18 protein-coding genes are annotated in these 16,829 nt (G+C 71.6%); 10 read left to right on the plus strand and 8 right to left on the minus strand.

Annotated elements, in window-relative coordinates; translation table 11 throughout:
* Positions 1–16: 16 nt before the first annotated feature.
* The 3 genes from ACFQ7Q_RS30285 to ACFQ7Q_RS30295 are packed head-to-tail and all read left to right on the plus strand — an operon-like array spanning position 17 to position 3,093.
* Positions 17–2,092 (plus strand): PIG-L family deacetylase, encoded by a 2,076-nt coding sequence (locus ACFQ7Q_RS30285; RefSeq protein WP_383560583.1) that lies wholly within the window; start codon positions 17–19, stop codon positions 2,090–2,092.
* A 58-nt stretch (positions 2,093–2,150) separates the two neighbouring features.
* Positions 2,151–2,651, plus strand: coding sequence for a pyridoxamine 5'-phosphate oxidase family protein (locus ACFQ7Q_RS30290; protein ID WP_383560586.1), 501 nt, complete (start codon positions 2,151–2,153; stop codon positions 2,649–2,651).
* Positions 2,652–2,661: 10 nt separating this feature from the next.
* Positions 2,662–3,093 carry a VOC family protein gene (locus tag ACFQ7Q_RS30295; protein ID WP_383560588.1) on the plus strand — a complete coding sequence of 144 codons (432 nt, stop codon included), beginning with the start codon at positions 2,662–2,664 and terminating at the stop codon, positions 3,091–3,093.
* Positions 3,094–3,280: 187 nt separating this feature from the next.
* On the opposite strand, the gene ACFQ7Q_RS30300 is transcribed toward ACFQ7Q_RS30295, so the two are convergent.
* The 4 genes from ACFQ7Q_RS30300 to ACFQ7Q_RS30315 form a co-directional block, all read right to left on the minus strand.
* Complete coding sequence (locus ACFQ7Q_RS30300) at positions 3,281–3,787, minus strand: GNAT family N-acetyltransferase (protein ID WP_383560591.1); 507 nt, start codon at positions 3,785–3,787, stop codon at positions 3,281–3,283.
* Between the two features lie 73 nt (positions 3,788–3,860).
* Positions 3,861–4,277, minus strand: a complete 417-nt coding sequence (locus ACFQ7Q_RS30305) for a VOC family protein (protein ID WP_383560593.1) — start codon at positions 4,275–4,277, stop codon at positions 3,861–3,863.
* A 9-nt stretch (positions 4,278–4,286) separates the two neighbouring features.
* Positions 4,287–4,709 (minus strand): helix-turn-helix domain-containing protein, encoded by a 423-nt coding sequence (locus tag ACFQ7Q_RS30310; protein ID WP_383560596.1) that lies wholly within the window; start codon positions 4,707–4,709, stop codon positions 4,287–4,289.
* Between the two features lie 163 nt (positions 4,710–4,872).
* Positions 4,873–6,234, minus strand: a complete 1,362-nt coding sequence (locus ACFQ7Q_RS30315; protein ID WP_355108962.1) for a glutamine synthetase family protein — start codon at positions 6,232–6,234, stop codon at positions 4,873–4,875.
* Positions 6,235–6,458: 224 nt separating this feature from the next.
* Between ACFQ7Q_RS30315 and ACFQ7Q_RS30320 the strand changes: the two genes are divergently transcribed.
* The 4 genes from ACFQ7Q_RS30320 to ACFQ7Q_RS30335 all read left to right on the plus strand — a co-directional run bounded on the left by ACFQ7Q_RS30320 (position 6,459) and on the right by ACFQ7Q_RS30335 (position 8,740).
* A complete protein-coding gene (locus tag ACFQ7Q_RS30320) occupies positions 6,459–6,836 on the plus strand; it encodes a hypothetical protein (RefSeq protein ID WP_383560598.1) in 378 nt (125 codons plus the stop codon).
* A gap of 75 nt (positions 6,837–6,911) precedes the next feature.
* On the plus strand, positions 6,912–7,565 hold the full coding sequence (locus ACFQ7Q_RS30325) for a DUF3105 domain-containing protein (protein ID WP_383560601.1): 654 nt from the start codon (positions 6,912–6,914) through the stop codon (positions 7,563–7,565).
* Between the two features lie 2 nt (positions 7,566–7,567).
* Positions 7,568–8,203 (plus strand): DUF305 domain-containing protein, encoded by a 636-nt coding sequence (locus tag ACFQ7Q_RS30330; protein ID WP_383560621.1) that lies wholly within the window; start codon positions 7,568–7,570, stop codon positions 8,201–8,203.
* A gap of 117 nt (positions 8,204–8,320) precedes the next feature.
* Entirely contained in the window at positions 8,321–8,740 is a 420-nt protein-coding gene (locus tag ACFQ7Q_RS30335) for a CBS domain-containing protein (RefSeq protein WP_376437914.1), read from the plus strand.
* Here ACFQ7Q_RS30335 and ACFQ7Q_RS30340 read toward each other — a convergent pair.
* Both ACFQ7Q_RS30340 and ACFQ7Q_RS30345 read right to left on the minus strand, forming a co-directional pair.
* Positions 8,725–9,570, minus strand: a complete 846-nt coding sequence (locus ACFQ7Q_RS30340; protein ID WP_383560604.1) for an alpha/beta fold hydrolase — start codon at positions 9,568–9,570, stop codon at positions 8,725–8,727. The genes ACFQ7Q_RS30335 and ACFQ7Q_RS30340 overlap by 16 nt on opposite strands.
* Entirely contained in the window at positions 9,567–10,238 is a 672-nt protein-coding gene (locus tag ACFQ7Q_RS30345; RefSeq protein WP_383560607.1) for a DUF998 domain-containing protein, read from the minus strand. The genes ACFQ7Q_RS30340 and ACFQ7Q_RS30345 overlap by 4 nt, the downstream gene beginning before the upstream one ends.
* 232 nt (positions 10,239–10,470) lie before the next feature.
* Here ACFQ7Q_RS30345 and ACFQ7Q_RS30350 point away from each other — a divergent pair, with 232 nt between their 5' ends.
* Both ACFQ7Q_RS30350 and ACFQ7Q_RS30355 read left to right on the plus strand, forming a co-directional pair.
* The gene (locus tag ACFQ7Q_RS30350; RefSeq protein ID WP_383560609.1) at positions 10,471–11,319 is read left to right on the plus strand and encodes a DUF4190 domain-containing protein; all 849 of its coding nucleotides are present in this window, start codon (positions 10,471–10,473) and stop codon (positions 11,317–11,319) included.
* 155 nt (positions 11,320–11,474) lie between these two features.
* Positions 11,475–13,235 carry an NAD+ synthase gene (locus tag ACFQ7Q_RS30355; RefSeq protein WP_383560612.1) on the plus strand — a complete coding sequence of 587 codons (1,761 nt, stop codon included), beginning with the start codon at positions 11,475–11,477 and terminating at the stop codon, positions 13,233–13,235.
* Here the strand turns inward: ACFQ7Q_RS30355 and ACFQ7Q_RS30360 are convergent.
* Both ACFQ7Q_RS30360 and ACFQ7Q_RS30365 read right to left on the minus strand, forming a co-directional pair.
* Entirely contained in the window at positions 13,201–14,436 is a 1,236-nt protein-coding gene (locus ACFQ7Q_RS30360; protein WP_383560614.1) for an MFS transporter, read from the minus strand. The two genes, ACFQ7Q_RS30355 and ACFQ7Q_RS30360, sit on opposite strands and share 35 nt — an antisense overlap.
* 103 nt (positions 14,437–14,539) lie before the next feature.
* Positions 14,540–15,562: an endonuclease/exonuclease/phosphatase family protein gene (locus ACFQ7Q_RS30365; protein ID WP_383560617.1), complete on the minus strand. Its 1,023-nt coding sequence runs from the start codon at positions 15,560–15,562 to the stop codon at positions 14,540–14,542.
* A gap of 326 nt (positions 15,563–15,888) precedes the next feature.
* On the opposite strand from ACFQ7Q_RS30365, the gene panB reads away from it, so the two are divergent.
* On the plus strand, positions 15,889–16,752 hold the full coding sequence (gene panB / locus ACFQ7Q_RS30370; RefSeq protein WP_383560619.1) for a 3-methyl-2-oxobutanoate hydroxymethyltransferase: 864 nt from the start codon (positions 15,889–15,891) through the stop codon (positions 16,750–16,752).
* Positions 16,753–16,829 lie beyond the last annotated feature (77 nt).

Here is a 16,829-nt window from a genome sequence, read left to right on the forward strand (position 1 = left end):
AAAGTGCATACCGTCGATGCGTGTCCGTCTCCGTCGCCCCTCCCTGACGCCCCGCGCCCGGCTCGTCTCCGTCCTGACGACGACCGCGCTCGTGGGCGGTTCCCTGGCGGGGCTGGTCCACCTCTCCTCCGGCACCGTCTCCGGAGCCCCGACGAGCCAGGAGTCGAAGGGGACCGCCGGACCGTCGCGTCAGGCGGCGGCACCCGCGCGCGAGACGAAGCCGGTCCGCACCACCGATGTCGCCGTGGCGCAGATCGTGGCCCACCCGGACGACGACCTGTACTTCATGAACCCGGACACGGCCCAGTCCATACGCTCGGGCGCGGCCCTGACCTCCATATACATGACCTCCGGAGAGTCGGACGGCGTCAACGCCAGGCCCCGCGCCCCCCATCGCCCCGCGCCCGACAAGGCCGCGTTCGCCGAGGCCCGGCAGAACGGCATACGCGCCGCGTACGCCGAGATGGCAACCGGCAACCGCACCAGCCCCTGGGACCGGGTCGTCATCCCCACCGCCGGCGGCGCCCGCGCCGAGCTGGACGTCCTGCGCGCCAAGCCGCAGATAAGCCTGGTCTGGCTGCAGATGCGCGAGGCCGGCTCCATCAACGGCAACCGCCCGCACAGCCTGAACGGACTGTGGAACGGCCGGGTCGAGTCGCTCGAGTCGCAGCGCGCCGCCGGCACCCCCGTCGACACCGACTTCTCGTACACGAGGGAGCAGGTGATCGACACCCTCGCCGGACTCCTCGCGCGCTTCCGGCCCACCTTCGTCCGGATGCAGGACCCGACCCCGGGCCGGAACGCCAAGACCGGGACGTACACCGACCACCAGGACCACCTGTACGGCGCCCGGTTCGCGCAGGCCGCCCTCGCGCGGTACGCGACCACCACCGGCCGTCCGCACTTCGGCGTCCAGAACTACCTCGGCTACCCCACCGGCATGCTGCCGCGCACCCTCGACCCCGCGTCGGCCGGTGCCAAGCTGAGCACCCTGAAGACGTACGCCTGGGTCGACGAGGTCAACGACTGCGCCGACGCCGCCGGCTGCGGCGACCTCAAGGTGGCGGGACGCCCCGGCGGATGGGGCTGGACCGACACCATCCGCTACGCCCGCGGGACCTCCACCTCCTGGGTGCAGCGCCACACCGACGGCGGTCTGCACGCCTTCTCGGTGCTCGACGGGCGCCTCGCGGTCTGGAAGAAGCCCGCGGGCGGGGTCGGCGACTGGCAGGGGCCGGTCCTGCTGCCGGGCGACGGCCTGGACAGCGGAGTCACCTCCGTACGGCTCCCGGACGGCCGGATCGCGGTGTTCGGCACCCGTACGACGCTCGCCTCGGCTCAGGCGTACGGCCGTGAGGTCGTCACGACCGAGCAGACGGCGCCCGGCGGCGCGTTCGGGCCGTGGCGGTCGCTCGGGACGCCGGAGAAGAACGACGCCCGCGGCACCTCCGACATCAGCGCCCCGGCCGTGGCGGTGGACGGCACCGGCCGGACGACGGTGCTGCTGCGCGACAGCCGGCACCGGCTGACCTCGCGTGAGCAGGGCCCCGACCGCGGGTGGGGCCCCTGGCGCACCCTGGGCGGCGACGGCCTGTTCGGCGACCCGGTGGCCACGACGGACGGCGCGGGCCGGATCCACGCCTTCGCCGGCACGCCGAAGACCGTCCTCACCTGGTCGCAGCAGCGACCCGGCGCCCCGCTGTCGGAGCCGCGGCGGACCGGGCTGCCGGCGACGACGCTGGCGCTGAGCGCGAGCCCCGTCCCGGACGGGCAGGGCGTACGGCTCTGGTTCCGCAAGCCCGCCTCCGGCGACCTGCGCACGGCCGACCTCTCCGGCGGCGCCCTCGTCTCTCCGGTGACCGAGCTGGCCGGCGGCGACGCGGGCTTCGGTCCGGTGGGCGGCGGCCAGGGGCTGCTGGCGGTCCGCTCCCGTACGGGCGTCCTGGCGACGGCCCCGGCGGCGAGCGCGGGCACCCGGCCGCTCTGGACGCTGGAGAAGTTCCTGTTCTCCGGCGCTCCCGGCGGGGTCGTGGACGGAGTGGCGGCGATGGGGCTGGACGGAAAGCTGCACTGGACGCCCGCCGTGCGATGAGTTCCGGGCCGGTGCACGGTCTTCGTTGTAGGACCGCTGCCCCGTACTGGAGGACACCATGGCCCCGGAGACCACTCTGGACCCCCGCTTCAGCGACCCGAAGGCCCACGCCGCCGAGTGGTCCGAGGCCGCCGCGCGGCTCGCCGAGGCCGAGGTCTTCTGGCTGACCACCGTCCGTCCGGACGGCCGCCCGCACGTCACGCCGCTGATCGCGGTGTGGTCGGAGGGCGCGCTGCACTTCTGCACGGGTCCCGACGAGCGCAAGGCGCGCAATCTGGAGGGGAACCAGGAGGTGGTCCTCACCACCGGGACCGCCTCGCTCGCCGAAGGCGTCGATCTGGTGGTCGAAGGTACGGCCGTTCGGGTGACCGACGAGACGCGGCTGCAGGCGCTGACCAGGGCGTACGTCCAGAAGTACGGCGACGATTGGCGATTCGACGTGCGCGACGGCGCGTTCGTGGGCGACGGTGGGACGGCCCTGGTGTTCGCCGTGGCACCGCGCACGGTGTTCGGTTTCGCCAAGGGCGACCCCTTCGGCCAGACCCGCTGGCGTTTCTGAGGAGCCCTGCATGAACGTGACGCTCGAAGTCGTCCTGGTGCCCGTGACCGACCTGGACCGCGCCAAGGAGTTCTACGGCGAGAAGTGCGGCTTCGGGATCGACCTCGACTCGGAGGTCTCGCCGGGCATCCGCGTCATCCAGGTCACGCCGCCCGGGTCGCGCTGCTCGATCTCGCTGGAGAGCGGGCTGCCGGCGATGCCCGGCACGAAGAAGATGGCCCCGGGCACGCTGCACGGCCTCCAGCTCTGCGTCACCGACATCGAGGCGGCACGCAAGGAACTCGTCGACCGGGGCGTGGACGTCGGCCCGATCCAGCACGTCGGCAAGACGGGCTGGGAGGAGGGCAAGGGCGAGACCTGGAACTCGTTCATGACCTTCGCGGACCCGGACGGCAACAGCTGGGTGGTCCAGGAGGCACCGGCGGAGCTGTCGGAACGCTGAGGGGTATGGGGGCGGGGCACGGCGGGCTCCGGCACGGACGTGCTGGTGGGGCCACCGCCGGCGGTCGGCCGACGGCCCGCGCTCGGGCCACCGTCCACGGTCAGCCGACCGCCCGCGCTCGGGGAGCCGTCCGCGCTCGGGCCAACCCTCGTCGGGTCACCGTCCGCACTCGGGGAGCCGTCCGCGCTCAGACCACCGGCGTGAAGTCCACCCGGTAGTACCGCACCCGTTCGTCCTCGCCCGCGTACCGCATCCCGGCCGCCTCCATCACGCGCTGCGAGGCGACGTTCGGGAGGTCGGCGTCGCCCTTCGCTCCGGCCACGCCCTGCTCGCGGGCCAGTTCGAGCAGAGCCCGCAGCGCCTCGGTGGCGTACCCGAGCCCGCGTACGTCCGGGACGAGCCCGTACCCGACGGTCACGAACCGCTCGTCGTCCGGCGGCCCGTGGAACCCGATCCCGCCCACGGCGGCCCCGTCCGTCCGCCGCCGTATCTCGTACGCCCCGAACACGCCCGGATCCCCCTGCGCGGCACACACGCCGAGGAATCCACGCGCCCCGGCCACGTCGCCGTCGGCCGGGTACCCCGGCGCCCAACGGTCCTCCGTGGCGGGCGCCCGCGCGACGATCCGCTCGGCCTCGGCAACGGTGAGCGGGTGCAGTAGCAGACGCCCGGTGACGAACGAGGTGATCTTCATCGGGGCAGTTTCCGCCGCCCCCGACGGACCGTCAACGGCGTGAATCAAGACACCGCGCGGGTGGGCGGTGCGCTCACTGCCCGCGAGGCTGGGTGAAACGCACCATGTTCCCGGAGGGGTCGCGGAAGGCGCAGTCGCGGACGCCGTACGGCTGGTCGACCGGCTCCTGCAGGACCTCGCCGCCCGCGGCGCGGACGCGCTCGAAGGTGGCGTCGACGTCGGCGGTGCGGAAGATGACACCGCGCAGCAGGCCCTTCGCGAGCAGCTCCGCCATGGCCTCCCGGTCGGCGGACGAGGCGTTCGGGTCGGCGAGCGGCGGTTCGAGGACGATGTCCACATCGGGCTGCGAGGGTGCGCCGAGCGTCACCCAGCGCATCCCTTCGAACCCGACGTCGTTGCGCACCTCGAGGCCGAGGGCGTCCCGGTAGAAGGCGAGCGCCTTGTCGTGGTCGTCGACGGCGATGAAGCACTGAGAGAGTGTGATGTCCATGCGTTCACGCTACGAGCGGGGGTCGGCTTTCGCTTCTCCGTTCCTGACCGGTCGCGTGTGGATCTTGGCGATGCAGGCGGGGATGGCTGCGCCGGCGCCGTGGTCGCGGGCCCGGTAGGCGCTGGGGCTCTCGCCGACGAGCTCGGTGAACCGCGAGCTGAACGACCCCAGCGACGTACAGCCGACCTCGAAACAGACCTCGGTCACCGACAGGTCCCCGCGCCTCAGCAGCGCCTTGGCCCGCTCGATGCGGCGCGTCATCAGGTAGCTGTACGGCGTCTCCCCGAAGGCGGCCCGAAAGCTCCGCGAGAAGTGCCCCGCCGACATCAGCGCGACCCGCGCCAACGCCTCCACGTCGAGCGGCTCCGCGTAGTCGCGATCCATCAGGTCACGGGCCCGGCGCAGCCGAACGAGATCCTCCAAGCTGGTCACACGCCCACCATCGCACAGGCCCGGGACCCGGCGCTGCCGACGCCGGAAACCCGTTCGACACCCCGCGTCTCACGCGCACACGGCCGAAGACGGCCCAGGGCCGACGGCTCGCCACCGTCGGCCCTGATCGTGTACCCCGGGGTCTACCCACTCTGACCTGCGCCTACAGCACCGGCAGGTTCTTCCGCAGCTCGAAGGCGGTGACCTCGGAGCGGTACTCCTCCCACTCCTGCTTCTTGTTGCGCAGGAAGAAGTCGAAGACGTGCTCGCCCAGCGTCTCCGCGACCAGTTCGCTCTTCTCCATCAGCGCGATCGCCTCGCCCAGGTTCTGCGGCAGCGGCTCGATGCCCATCGCGCGGCGTTCCGCGTCCGAGAGGGCCCAGACGTCGTCGTCCGCGCCGGCCGGGAGTTCGTAGCCCTCCTCGATGCCCTTGAGGCCCGCCGCGAGGAGGACCGCGTAGGTCAGGTAGGGGTTGGCGCCGGAGTCGATCGAGCGGACCTCGACCCGCGACGAGCCCGTCTTGCCCGGCTTGTACATCGGGACCCGGATCAGGGCCGAGCGGTTGTTGTGGCCCCAGCAGATGTACGAGGGGGCCTCGCCGCCCGCGCCCGCGCTGCGGGCCGAGCCGCCCCAGATGCGCTTGTAGGAGTTGACCCACTGGTTGGTGACGGCCGAGATCTCGGCGGCGTGCTTGAGCAGGCCGGCGATGAAGGAGCGGCCCACCTTGGAGAGCTGGTACTCCGCGCCCGACTCGTAGAAGGCGTTGCGGTCGCCCTCGAAGAGGGAGAGGTGGGTGTGCATGCCCGAGCCCGGGTACTCCGAGAACGGCTTCGGCATGAACGTGGCCTGCACGCCCTGCTCCAGTGCGACCTGCTTCATGACCAGGCGGAAGGTCATGATGTTGTCGGCCGTGGAGAGCGCGTCGGCGTAACGCAGGTCGATCTCCTGCTGGCCCGGGGCGCCCTCGTGGTGGGAGAACTCCACCGAGATGCCCATCGACTCCAGCATGGTGATGGCCTGGCGGCGGAAGTCCATGCCCACGTTCTGCGGAGTGTGGTCGAAGTAGCCCGAGTTGTCGGCGGGCGTGGGCTTCGTCCCGTCCAGCGGCTTGTCCTTCAGCAGGAAGAACTCGATCTCGGGGTGCGTGTAGAAGGTGAAGCCGAGATCCGAGGTCTTGGCCAGGATGCGCTTCAGGACGTACCGCGGGTCCGCGAAGGACGGGGAGCCGTCCGGCATGAGGATGTCGCAGAACATCCGTGCGGTGCCCGGGGCCTCCGCGCGCCAGGGCAGGATCTGGAAGGTGCCCGGATCCGGCTTGGCGATCATGTCGGATTCGTATACACGGGCGAAGCCCTCGATGGCGGAGCCGTCGAAGCCGATGCCCTCGTCGAATGCCTGCTCAAGCTCGGCGGGCGCCACGGCCACCGACTTCAGGAAGCCGAGGACGTCGGTGAACCACAGCCGCACGAACCGGATGTCGCGCTCCTCGAGCGTCCGGAGCACGAATTCCTGCTGCTTGTCCATTTCCACACCCATCTTTGCTGGTCAGGCCGCCTGTTCCCACCGCCTCGGGCACATCGGGGGGCACCTGAGCATCCCACCACATGGTTTCGCGCACGTTGCACACCCATAGTGCCTGCTCGCGTGTGACACAGGTAACGGGGGACCGCCCGATTCCGTGCGTCTGTTCCCACTACGTTCCCCCCGCCTGTCCCCTCCAGCCGCTCGGGCCACTACGATCTCGGCCCATGGGGGGCACTCCACTCGTACGCCTGTCCCGGCGCGCGCGTCCCATGGCACTGGTGAGTGCCGTGGCGACGCTCCTCGCCGCGCTCTTCGTCTGTCTGGGTGCCGGCGACGCCGTGGCCCATGACGGACCCGCCCAGGCGCACCACCAGCGGACCGCGGATGCCGACGAGTTCGTCTGCCCGTACGACCGCGGCGACTGCTCCCTGTTCCCCTCGCTCAGCCCGGCGGTGCTCACCGCGCCGCCGCTCGACCCCCCGCCCCAGGCGGAGGGCCGGTTCCCTCGCCTCGGACCGTCGTACGACGGCGGCCGGGCGCCCCGCGTCGACGCGCAACCCCGCGCGCCGGACCTGCACGTCCTTCAAGTACTGCGGACATAGCCGACGGGCCGCATCCGCTCCGACCCACGGCTCACGCCCCCACGCCACCCCACATCCGAGAAGGACGACATCACCATGGCCGCCAACCGCTCCGCCAACGCCGACCGCCGCGCCCGAATAGAGGAGATGCGCCGCGCCGAGCAGGCCCGCGAGCGCCGCAACCGCTTCATCACCATCGGCGTCTCCACCGTGGTCGTCCTCAGCCTCGTCGGCTTCGGCGGCTACGTGCTCAACCAGCAGTCCGAGAAGAAGGAGCAGCAGGAGGCCGCCGCCAAGGCCCCCATCAAGGACGAGAAGTCCTGGGACGCCAAGAAGCTCGGCCGCAACCACGTGACCACGCCGGTCGCCTACGAGATGAAGCCGCCGGTCGGCGGTGACCACGACCAGGTCTGGCAGAACTGCGACGGCGACGTCTACACGACGAAGATCGCCGACATGAACGCCGTGCACTCGCTGGAGCACGGCGCGGTCTGGGTCACGTACAGCAAGAAGGCTTCGGAAGCCGATGTGAAGAAGCTGGCCGAGAAGGTCGGCAAGACCCCGTACTCGCTGATGAGCCCGGTCGACGACCAGGCCGGTGCCATCACGCTGAGCGCCTGGGGCAAGCAGGTGTCCGTGGACAGCGCGAGCGACCCGCGGGTCGACGCCTTCTTCACCAAGTACGTGCAGGGCCCGCAGACCCCCGAGCCCGGCGCGGCCTGCACCGGCGGTGTCGGGGCCGGCCAGTGAAGCTGACCCGTACGCACGGGGCGTCGATCGCCGCCGTCGTCCTCGCGCTGCTCTTCGCCGGGGGCGCCGTCACGGTCGCCTCCGCGCAGCGCGAGGAGGCGCCGGCGACGCCCGTGTCGGCCTCGGCGGACGCGGGCTTCGCCCGTGACATGGCGGTCCACCACCAGCAGGCCGTCGAGATGTCGTTCATCGTCCGGGACCGCACCCAGGACGAGGAGGTGCGCCGGCTGGCGTACGACATCGCCAACACCCAGGCCAACCAGCGCGGCATGATGCTGGGCTGGCTGGACATGTGGGGCCTGCCGAAGGTCGAGTCGGGCACCGAGCCGATGGCCTGGATGGGCATGGGCGGGCACGGCGACACCGGCCCCCTCGACGGGGCGCTGATGCCGGGCATGGCGACGAAGACCGAGCTCGACCGGTTGCGGAAGGCCGACGGCAAGGAGGCGGAGATCCTCTACCTCCAGCTGATGACCGACCACCACAAGGGCGGCGTCCACATGGCCCAGGGCTGCGTGGAGAAGTGCTCCGTGGAGATCGAGCGGAACCTCGCGCAGGGCATGGTCGACGCCCAGGAGTCCGAGATCGCGCTGATGGCGGACCTGCTGAAGGCGCGGGGCGCTAAGCCGCGCGCCTGAGCACGGCCCCGGTCGGCCCCCGTGACCCCAGCGGTCGCGGGGGCCGCCGCGTACGCGGACAATGGTTGACGCTCGGGGACGTACGTACGACGACGTTCTTACGGAGGTACGCACCCCATGACCACGGCGAAGGACATCATGCACTCCGGGGCCCAGTGGATCCCCCGGCACGAAACTCTCGACCGCGCGGCACAGATGATGCGCGACCTCAATGTGGGCGCGCTGCCCATCGCCGACGAGAACGAACGGCTGTGCGGCATCATCACGGACCGGGACATAGTCGTCGGCTGTGTGGCCATGGGCCATGACCCGGCGAAGGTCACCTGCGGAGAGATGGCGCACGGCACCCCACGCTGGATCGAGGCGGGTTCGGATGTGGGCGAGGTACTCCACGAGATGACGGGCCATCAGATCAAGCGCCTCCCCGTCATCGAGAACAAGCGCCTGGTGGGCATGATCAGCGAGGCGGATCTGGCGCAGCATCTGGACGACGAGCAGATCAAGGAGTTCTGCGCGAGCGTCTACGCATCCCGCTGACCGGGACCGTGGCGCAGCACCGCCCGTGCCACCGATTCGGGGCGGTCCAGCATCATCAGGTGGCCCGCCAGCTCGACCGCCTCGTAGCGGGCGTCGAGCCGGCGGGCCAGCGCGCGTTGCCGTCGTGCCCAGCGGGCGGAGCCGTCCGGAGCGGCGAGGACGGTGACGGGAAGGCCGGGCGGGAGCGGGTGCCGCTCGCGCAGGGCGAGGAGTTCGGCGGCGACCGTGCGGTAGTGGGTGTTCTCCAGGAGCGTGCCCTGCATGACGCGTGAGGTGGCGTAGCAGCGGCGTACGAGTTCGGCGGGGGCCGGGTCCCCGCCGGTGGCGCGGGAGAGCCGTACGGTGGCGCGGCGGACGGCCGGGCCGAGGGCGGCCGGTGCCCCGACGGCCGAGAGCAGCGTGCCGAGGCCGCGGGCGGCGGCGGTACGCAGTGCGGGCGCGGCGGGGGTACGGGCGTCCTCCTCGACGGAGGAGTCGACGAGCACGATCCCGGCGGCGCGGTCCGGGTGGAGCCGGGCGAAGGCCTCGGCGTGGAACCCGGCGATGGAATGCCCGACGACGGTGACGGGCTCCGGGTGGCCGAGCGCGTCCAGGAGGCCGGCGATGCGGTGGGCCTCGCCCGTGGCGCTGGGTGGGACCGCGGCCGGGGCGGAGAGTCCGTGGCCGGGGCGGTCGAAGCGGACGACCGTGCGGTGCGGGGTCAGCAGCGGGACGACGGGGTCCCAGTCGAACCAGCTCATGCCGAGGCCGGCGCTCAGCACGCAGACGGGTCCGCCGCCCTCGACGACGACATGGTGGGCCACGCCCCCGACCCGCACGAACACGCTCAAGCTCTCTCCCTGGCCACGGAGACGGCGAGTATCGCGAGCCAGACTGCCACGAGCAGGACCTGCAGCCGCTGGCCGGCCCCCAGCGAGAAGGTGCCCTTGCCGGCCTCGAAGGCGGCGACGGCGGCCAGGGTCCAGACGGTGGCGGCCAGTTCGAGGGCGACGACCAGGGGGCCGGTACGGGCGAGGGGCCGCCAGATCCGGTAGCGGCGGGCGGCGAACGTCAGGGCGAGCATGGCGGCCAGGGCGCCCGTCATGGCGAGGCCGGAGCTGACCGCATGCGCCGTGTGGGTGGCGGGCACGAGTCCGGCGGTCTCGCGCGCGGCGCACTCCGGGTCGGCGGTGGGCGTACAGCTGAGCGGCAGCCGGGAGTCGACGGCGGTGGCGGCGCCGAAGAGGGCGAGGGCGAGCCAGCCGGTGACGGTCCAGGGGCGCCGCCCGGGGAGCGCGAGGGCGGTGAGGGCCCCGGCGAGGACGAGGAGCCCGGCGACCATGTCGGTGGCGCGGAACAGGCCGCCGAGCGGCTGGTCGGCGGCGGCGAGTTCGGAGACGTACGTCCGTATCGGGTCGAGCCCGGTCCGGACGACGACCTCGAGGACCCAGGCGGTGTACGCGAGCGCGCCCGACGACAGCAGGAGGGCGGCGACCGGTCGCGTACGGCTTCTGGACATAGTGGTACGAGATGCTATTCGGGTGCCTTCTCGTCCCGGTGGTCGGGGTGGATCCGTCCGGATTCGCGATGCTCACGGGTCGTCATGAGCCCATGGTCGGCGGCGTGCGGCCGCCTCGCACGTCGACGGCTCCCCCCCTCATGGACACGGGTTGCACACAAAATACGTGGCTCCTCCATAATCAGCTGGCTTACCGTCAAACCCTCAGCCACCTCGGAGGATGCGCATGACCATGCCCACGAACACCCCCGGCCAGAACTCCTGGGGCCCGCCGCCGGTCAATATGCCCGGGATGCCGCCGCAGCCCCCGTTCCAGCAGCCGCGCAACGGTCTCGGGGTGACCGCTCTCGTCCTCGGCATCGTGGGCCTGCTCTTCGCCGTCTTCCCGTTCTCGTTCTGGCTCGGCGGGATCCTGGGCGTGCTCGCCCTCATATTCGGCATCATCGGCCACTCCCGCGGCCGCAACGGCCAGGCGACGAACAAGGGGATGGCCCTCACCGGCCTCATCCTCGGCGCCGTCTCCATCGTCGTCTCGATCGTCTGGCTGATCGTCGTCGTCACCGCGGTGAAGGACATCGCGGACGACATCGACGAGGAGATCAAGAAGCAGGAGAAGGCCACCGCCGCTCCCGCCGAGCCCGGCGCGGAGCCCACGGAGGCCGAGCCGACCGAGACCGCCCCGGCGGCGCTGAAGTTCGGTCAGACCTTCGCGTACGAGGACGGGATCAAGGTGACCGTCTCCAAGCCGCGGGCCTACAAGCCCGACCAGTTCGCCGCCGGGCACGCCAAGGGCAACAGCGCGTTCCAGGTGACGGTCACGATCGTCAACGGCAGCAAGAAGACCCTCGACGTCTCCGGCGCCCTGGTGAACGCGAGCGACGCGGAGGGCGCGCGGGCCGAGCCGGTCTTCGACGGCAGCAACGCGACGGAGATGTTCCAGGGCAACGTGCTCCCCGGCAAGCAGGCCAAGGGCGACTTCGCCTTCTCGGTGTCGCCGAAGGCGGACGGCGAGCTGCAGGTCGAGCTGAGCCCGACGATCCTCGACCACGAGGACGCGATCTGGGCCGGCCCGACGAAGTAGCCGGACGCCCGCCCGATCCCGGCGTCCCACACCCGGGATGCCGGGCCACCCGGGCCGACAGGCCGGGCCGGCGGCGCCCGGGATGTCGGGACATCGGCTCGACCGCCCCGGCCGTCGCCAGGACATAGCGTCGGTCTGACGATTACACTGGGCGCGTGCCTCAACTACGCCTCGCTCTGAATCAGATCGACTCGACCGTCGGCGATCTCGCCGGGAACGCCGAGGCGATCGTCCACTGGACCCGGCACGCCGCCGAGCAGGGCGCGCATCTGGTCGCGTTCCCCGAGATGGTGCTGACCGGCTACCCCGTCGAGGACCTCGCGCTGCGCTCGTCCTTCGTGGAGGCGTCCCGGGACGCCCTGCGGGCGCTCGCCCGGCGTCTCGACGCCGAGGGCTTCGGGGAGCTGCCCGTGATCGTCGGCTATCTCGACCGTTCGGACCGCGCCGAGCCCCGGCTCGGGCGGCCCGCCGGATCCCCCGAGAACGCCGCCGCGGTGCTGCACCGGGGCGAGGTGGCGCTGCGCTTCGCCAAGCACCACCTCCCCAATTACGGCGTCTTCGACGAGTTCCGCTACTTCGTCCAGGGCGACACCATGCCGGTCGTCCGGGTCCACGGCATCGACGTGGCGCTCGCGATCTGCGAGGACCTGTGGCAGGAGGGCGGTCGCGTCCCGGCGGCCCGCAGCGCCGGCGCCGGGCTGCTCGTGTCGATCAACGCCTCGCCGTACGAGCGGGAGAAGGACGACACCCGGCTCGAACTGGTCCGCAAGCGCGCCCAGGAGGCGGGCTGCACGACCGCCTATCTCGCGATGATCGGCGGCCAGGACGAGCTGGTCTTCGACGGCGACTCGATCGTCGTCGACGCGAGCGGTGAAGTCGTCGCGCGCGCACCGCAGTTCTCCGAGGGCAGCGTGCTCCTCGACCTCGACCTGCCGGCCGCCTCCCCCGACGCGCCCACGGGCATCGTGGACGACGGGCTGCGGATCGACCGCGTGATCCTGTCCGAGGAGCCGGTGCCCGCGTACGAGCCTGAGCTGACCGGCGGCTACGCGGACCGGCTCGACGACGACGAGGAGGTGTACTCGGCGCTGGTCGTCGGCCTGCGTGCGTACGCCGCCAAGAACGGCTTCCGTTCGGTCCTCGTCGGCCTCTCCGGCGGCATCGACTCGGCGCTGGTCGCCGCGATCGCCTGCGACGCGATGGGCGCGCAGAACGTGTACGGGATCTCGATGCCGTCCAAGTACTCCTCGGACCACTCGCGCGGCGACGCCGCCGAACTGGCCCGCCGCACCGGCCTCAACTTCCGTACGGTGTCGATCGAGCCGATGTTCGACGCGTACATGGGAGCGCTCGGGCTCACGGGCCTGGCCGAGGAGAACCTGCAGTCCCGGCTGCGCGGCACGATGCTGATGGCGATCTCCAACCAGGAGGGCCACATCGTCCTCGCGCCGGGCAACAAGTCCGAGCTGGCGGTGGGGTACTCCACGCTCTACGGCGACTCGGTCGGCGCGTACGGACCGATCAAGGACGTCTACAAGTCGACCGTGTTCCGGCTGGCGCGCTGGCGCAACCGGGCGGCCGAGGAGCGCGGTATGACGCCGCCGATCCCGGAGAGCTCGATCACCAAGCCGCCGAGCGCCGAGCTGCGCCCGGGGCAGGTCGACACCGACTCGCTGCCGGACTACGACGTCCTGGACGGGATCCTCGCGATGTACGTCGACCGCGACCAGGGCAAGGACGCCATCGTCGCGGCCGGCTTCGACGAGGAGCTGGTGACGCGGACGCTGCGGATGGTGGACACGGCGGAGTACAAGCGGCGCCAGTACCCGCCGGGCACCAAGATCTCGGCGAAGGGCTTCGGCAAGGACCGGCGGCTGCCGATCACGAACCGCTGGCGGGAGACGACGAGCCGCTGACGGCCCGCTCGACGGCCTGGGCGCTTCCCGCGACGACGCGGGAGGCGCCCTCCGCCGTGCGCGTCCGGTCGAGCAGTCCCGCCACCGCCGCGATCGCCAGGCCGACGACGGCGAGGACCGCGCCGACGAGCGTCGGGGAGGTCCAGCCCCAGCCCGCGGCGACGGCCGCGCCGCCCGCCCAGGCGCCGCCCGCGTTGGCCAGGTTGAAGGCGGAGTGGTTGGAGGCGGAGGCCAGGGTCGGCGCGTCCTTGGCCTTGTTCATGACCAGCATCTGGAGCGGGGTGGTGGTCATGAAGCCGACGGCGCCGAGGACGACGACGGTCACGAGGGCCAGCCACGGCACATGGATGGTGAACCGGAAGGCGACCAGGACGAGCGCGAGGGCGCCGAGGGAGCCGTACAGCGTCGGGCGCAGCGCCCGGTCGGTCAGCGGGCCCGCGGCGAGCGCGCCGGCCGTCATGCCGATGCCGAAGAGGGCGAGGACGAGGGTGACGGAGGACTCCCCGAAGCCCATCACCTCGGTGGTCATCGAGGCGAGGTAGGAGTAGACCGCGAAGACACCCGCGAAGCCGAAGACCGCGGTGAGCAGGCCGAGCAGTACCTGCGGGCGGCCGAGCGCGCGCACCTCGCGCCCGAGGCTCTGCCGCTCGTCGACGGGGACGTACGGCACGAGCCGGGCGAGCGCCGCCATGGCCAGCAGGCCGATGACGGTGACGACGACGAAGGTGGCCCGCCAGCCGAGGTGCTGGCCGAGCAGGGTCGCGGCGGGTACGCCGAGGATGTTGGCGACCGTGAGACCCAGGAACATCGTGGCGACCGCCCGCGCCTGGCGGTCCTCGCGTACGAGCCGCGCGGCGACGACCGCGCCGACGCCGAAGAACGCGCCGTGCGGGAGCCCGGCCAGGACGCGGCCGCCGATCAGCCAGCCGAAGCCGGGCGCGAGCGCGGAGGCCAGGTTGCCGACGACGAACAGCGCCATCAGCAGGAGCAGCATCTTCTTGCGCGGGACGCGCGAGCCGAGCGCGGTGAGCAGCGGGGCGCCTATGACGACGCCGATCGCGTAGGCGGAGACGAGGTGTCCCGCGGTGGGGACGGAGGTGCCGAGGTCGTCGGCGACATTGGGCAGCAGCCCCATCATCACGAACTCGGTGGTGCCGATGCCGAAGGCGGAGACGGCGAGCGCGAGCAGCGCCAGGGGCATGGGGAGAGCCTTTCCAGAAGATAGTTCGTCAACTGAACAAATGCTCTCAGGTGAAATGTTCCCGTCGGACTCCCCCCAGGTGAAGAGAGGGTTTCGACCGGTGCTAGAGCCGTACGCGCGCCGCGATCGGCAGATGGTCGCTCTTGGTCTCCGGCAGCGTCCACGAGGAGACCGGCTCCACGCCCTTCACCAGGATCTGGTCGATCCGCGCCATCGGGAACGAGGCCGGCCAGCTGAAGCCGAAGCCGTCGCCCGACGCGCCCTGGGTGGAGCGCATCTGCGCGGTGACGGCGTTGAGCGCGCGGTCGTTCATGGTGCCGTTGAGGTCGCCGAGCAGGATGATCCGCTCCAGCCGGTCGGAGGCGATGGCCTCGCCCAGCAGGTTCGCGCTGTTGTCGCGCTGGTTGGCGGTGAAGCCCGCGTTCATCTTGACCCGTACGGACGGGAGGTGGGCGACGTACACCCGCGCGTCGCCCTTCGGCGTGGCGACGGTGGCGCGCATGGCACGGGTCCAGCCCATGCCGATGTCCACCGGCTGCGGATCGCTCAACGGGTACTTGCTCCACAGCCCGACCGTGCCCTGCACGGAGTGGTACTTGTACGTGCCTGCCAGGCCGCTCTCGTACACCGGGACCATGTCGCCCTTGAGCTCCTCCAGGGCCACCACGTCCGCGCCGGACTCGGCGATCTGCCGGGCGGTCCCCTCCGGGTCGGGGTTGTCGGCGTTCACGTTGTGGGTGGCGACGGTGAGATCGCCGCCCGCGCCGGACTTGTCCGTGATGAGCCCCCCGAAGAGGTTGACCCAGACCACGGTCGGCAGGAGCAGGGCGATCAGCGCGGTGGCCGAGCGCCGCAGCAGCGCGAGCACGAGCAGGACCGGTACGAGCACGCCCAGCCAGGGCAGGAAGGTCTCGGTGAGGCTGCCCAGGTTGCCGATCCGGTTGGGGATCTCGGCGTGGAAGACCATCAGCAGGGTGAGCAGCACCGCGCAGACGGCCAGGAGGATCCCGCGGCGCCAGATGCCCCGGTCACCGCGCCAGCGGTCGAGCGCCGCCCGGAACCGGGGCCGGGAGCGCTCGTCCCCCGCGCCGCCGTTCTCGGTCTCCGCCATGTCCACCCGCGCCATTGCTCAGTCCTCACTGCCTTGCTCTGTGACCCGACGTCGACACTAGGTGATGCCGGGCCTGCCGTACTGCCACGGGGGACGACACAGCGGCGCGGCGGGTTCCTGCAGGTGGCGCGGGGGCGGGTGGCTGTGACAGAACGCGCACATTCGCACGTACGTGGTCGAAGGCATCCCGGAGCGCCCGTCACCCGGCGGCTTTCTTCCGTGACGGCGGTGTGAACAGCACCACTCCGGCCCTCTTTCCGCGCCGTGGCGCGAGGTGCCACCATGGATGTGGTCCGGGGACGCCGTCAGGGCGCCTCGAGATGACGAAGGAGCCGTTCACCATGACGCTTCAGCCTGCCCCGAAGCAGTCCCCCGACAGCAGCAAGGCGCTGTACGGAGGCAAGGGCACGCGCCGTATCTCCGTCCACGACATCACCGCGGCCAAGGCTCGCGGCGAGAAGTGGCCCATGCTCACCGCCTACGACGCGATGACCGCGTCCGTCTTCGACGAGGCCGGGATCCCGGTCGTGCTCGTCGGCGACTCCATGGGCAACTGTCACCTCGGTTACGACACCACCGTGCCCGTCACGATGGACGAGATGACCCTCCTGTCGGCCGCCGTCGTACGGGGCACCAAGCGTGCCCTCGTCGTCGGCGACCTCCCCTTCGGTTCGTACCAGGAAGGGCCCGTCCAGGCCCTGCGCAACGCCACCCGGCTCGTCAAGGACGCGGGCGTCGGCGCGGTCAAGCTGGAGGGCGGCGAGCGCTCGCTGCCGCAGACCGAGCTGCTCGTCCAGGCCGGGATCCCGGTCATGTCCCACCTGGGCCTGACCCCGCAGTCCGTCAACACCATGGGGTACCGGGTCCAGGGCCGGGGCGACGAGGCCGCGCACCGGCTGCTCAACGACGCCAAGGCGGCCCAGGACGCGGGCGCCTTCGCCGTCGTCCTGGAGCTCGTCCCGGCCGAGCTGGCCGCCGAGGTCACGCGCTCGCTGCACATCCCGACCATCGGCATCGGCGCGGGCCCCGACACCGACGCCCAGGTCCTCGTGTGGACCGACATGGCCGGTCTGACCGGCGGCAAGGTCCCGCGCTTCACCAAGCAGTACGCCAACCTCCGCGAGACGCTCGGCGACGCCGCGCGCGCCTTCGCGGAGGACGTCACCGGCGGGGCGTTCCCCGCCGAGGAGCACAGCTTCCACTAGGTACCGGTCCGGTCCACCGGCGCCTGGACTCGGGTCGCGCGTGAGGAGCGCGTGATCCGCTTCCGGTCGTCGTACCG

The organism is Streptomyces sp. NPDC056527 (genome assembly GCF_042794475.1).
Classification (GTDB): Bacteria; Actinomycetota; Actinomycetes; order Streptomycetales; family Streptomycetaceae; genus Streptomyces.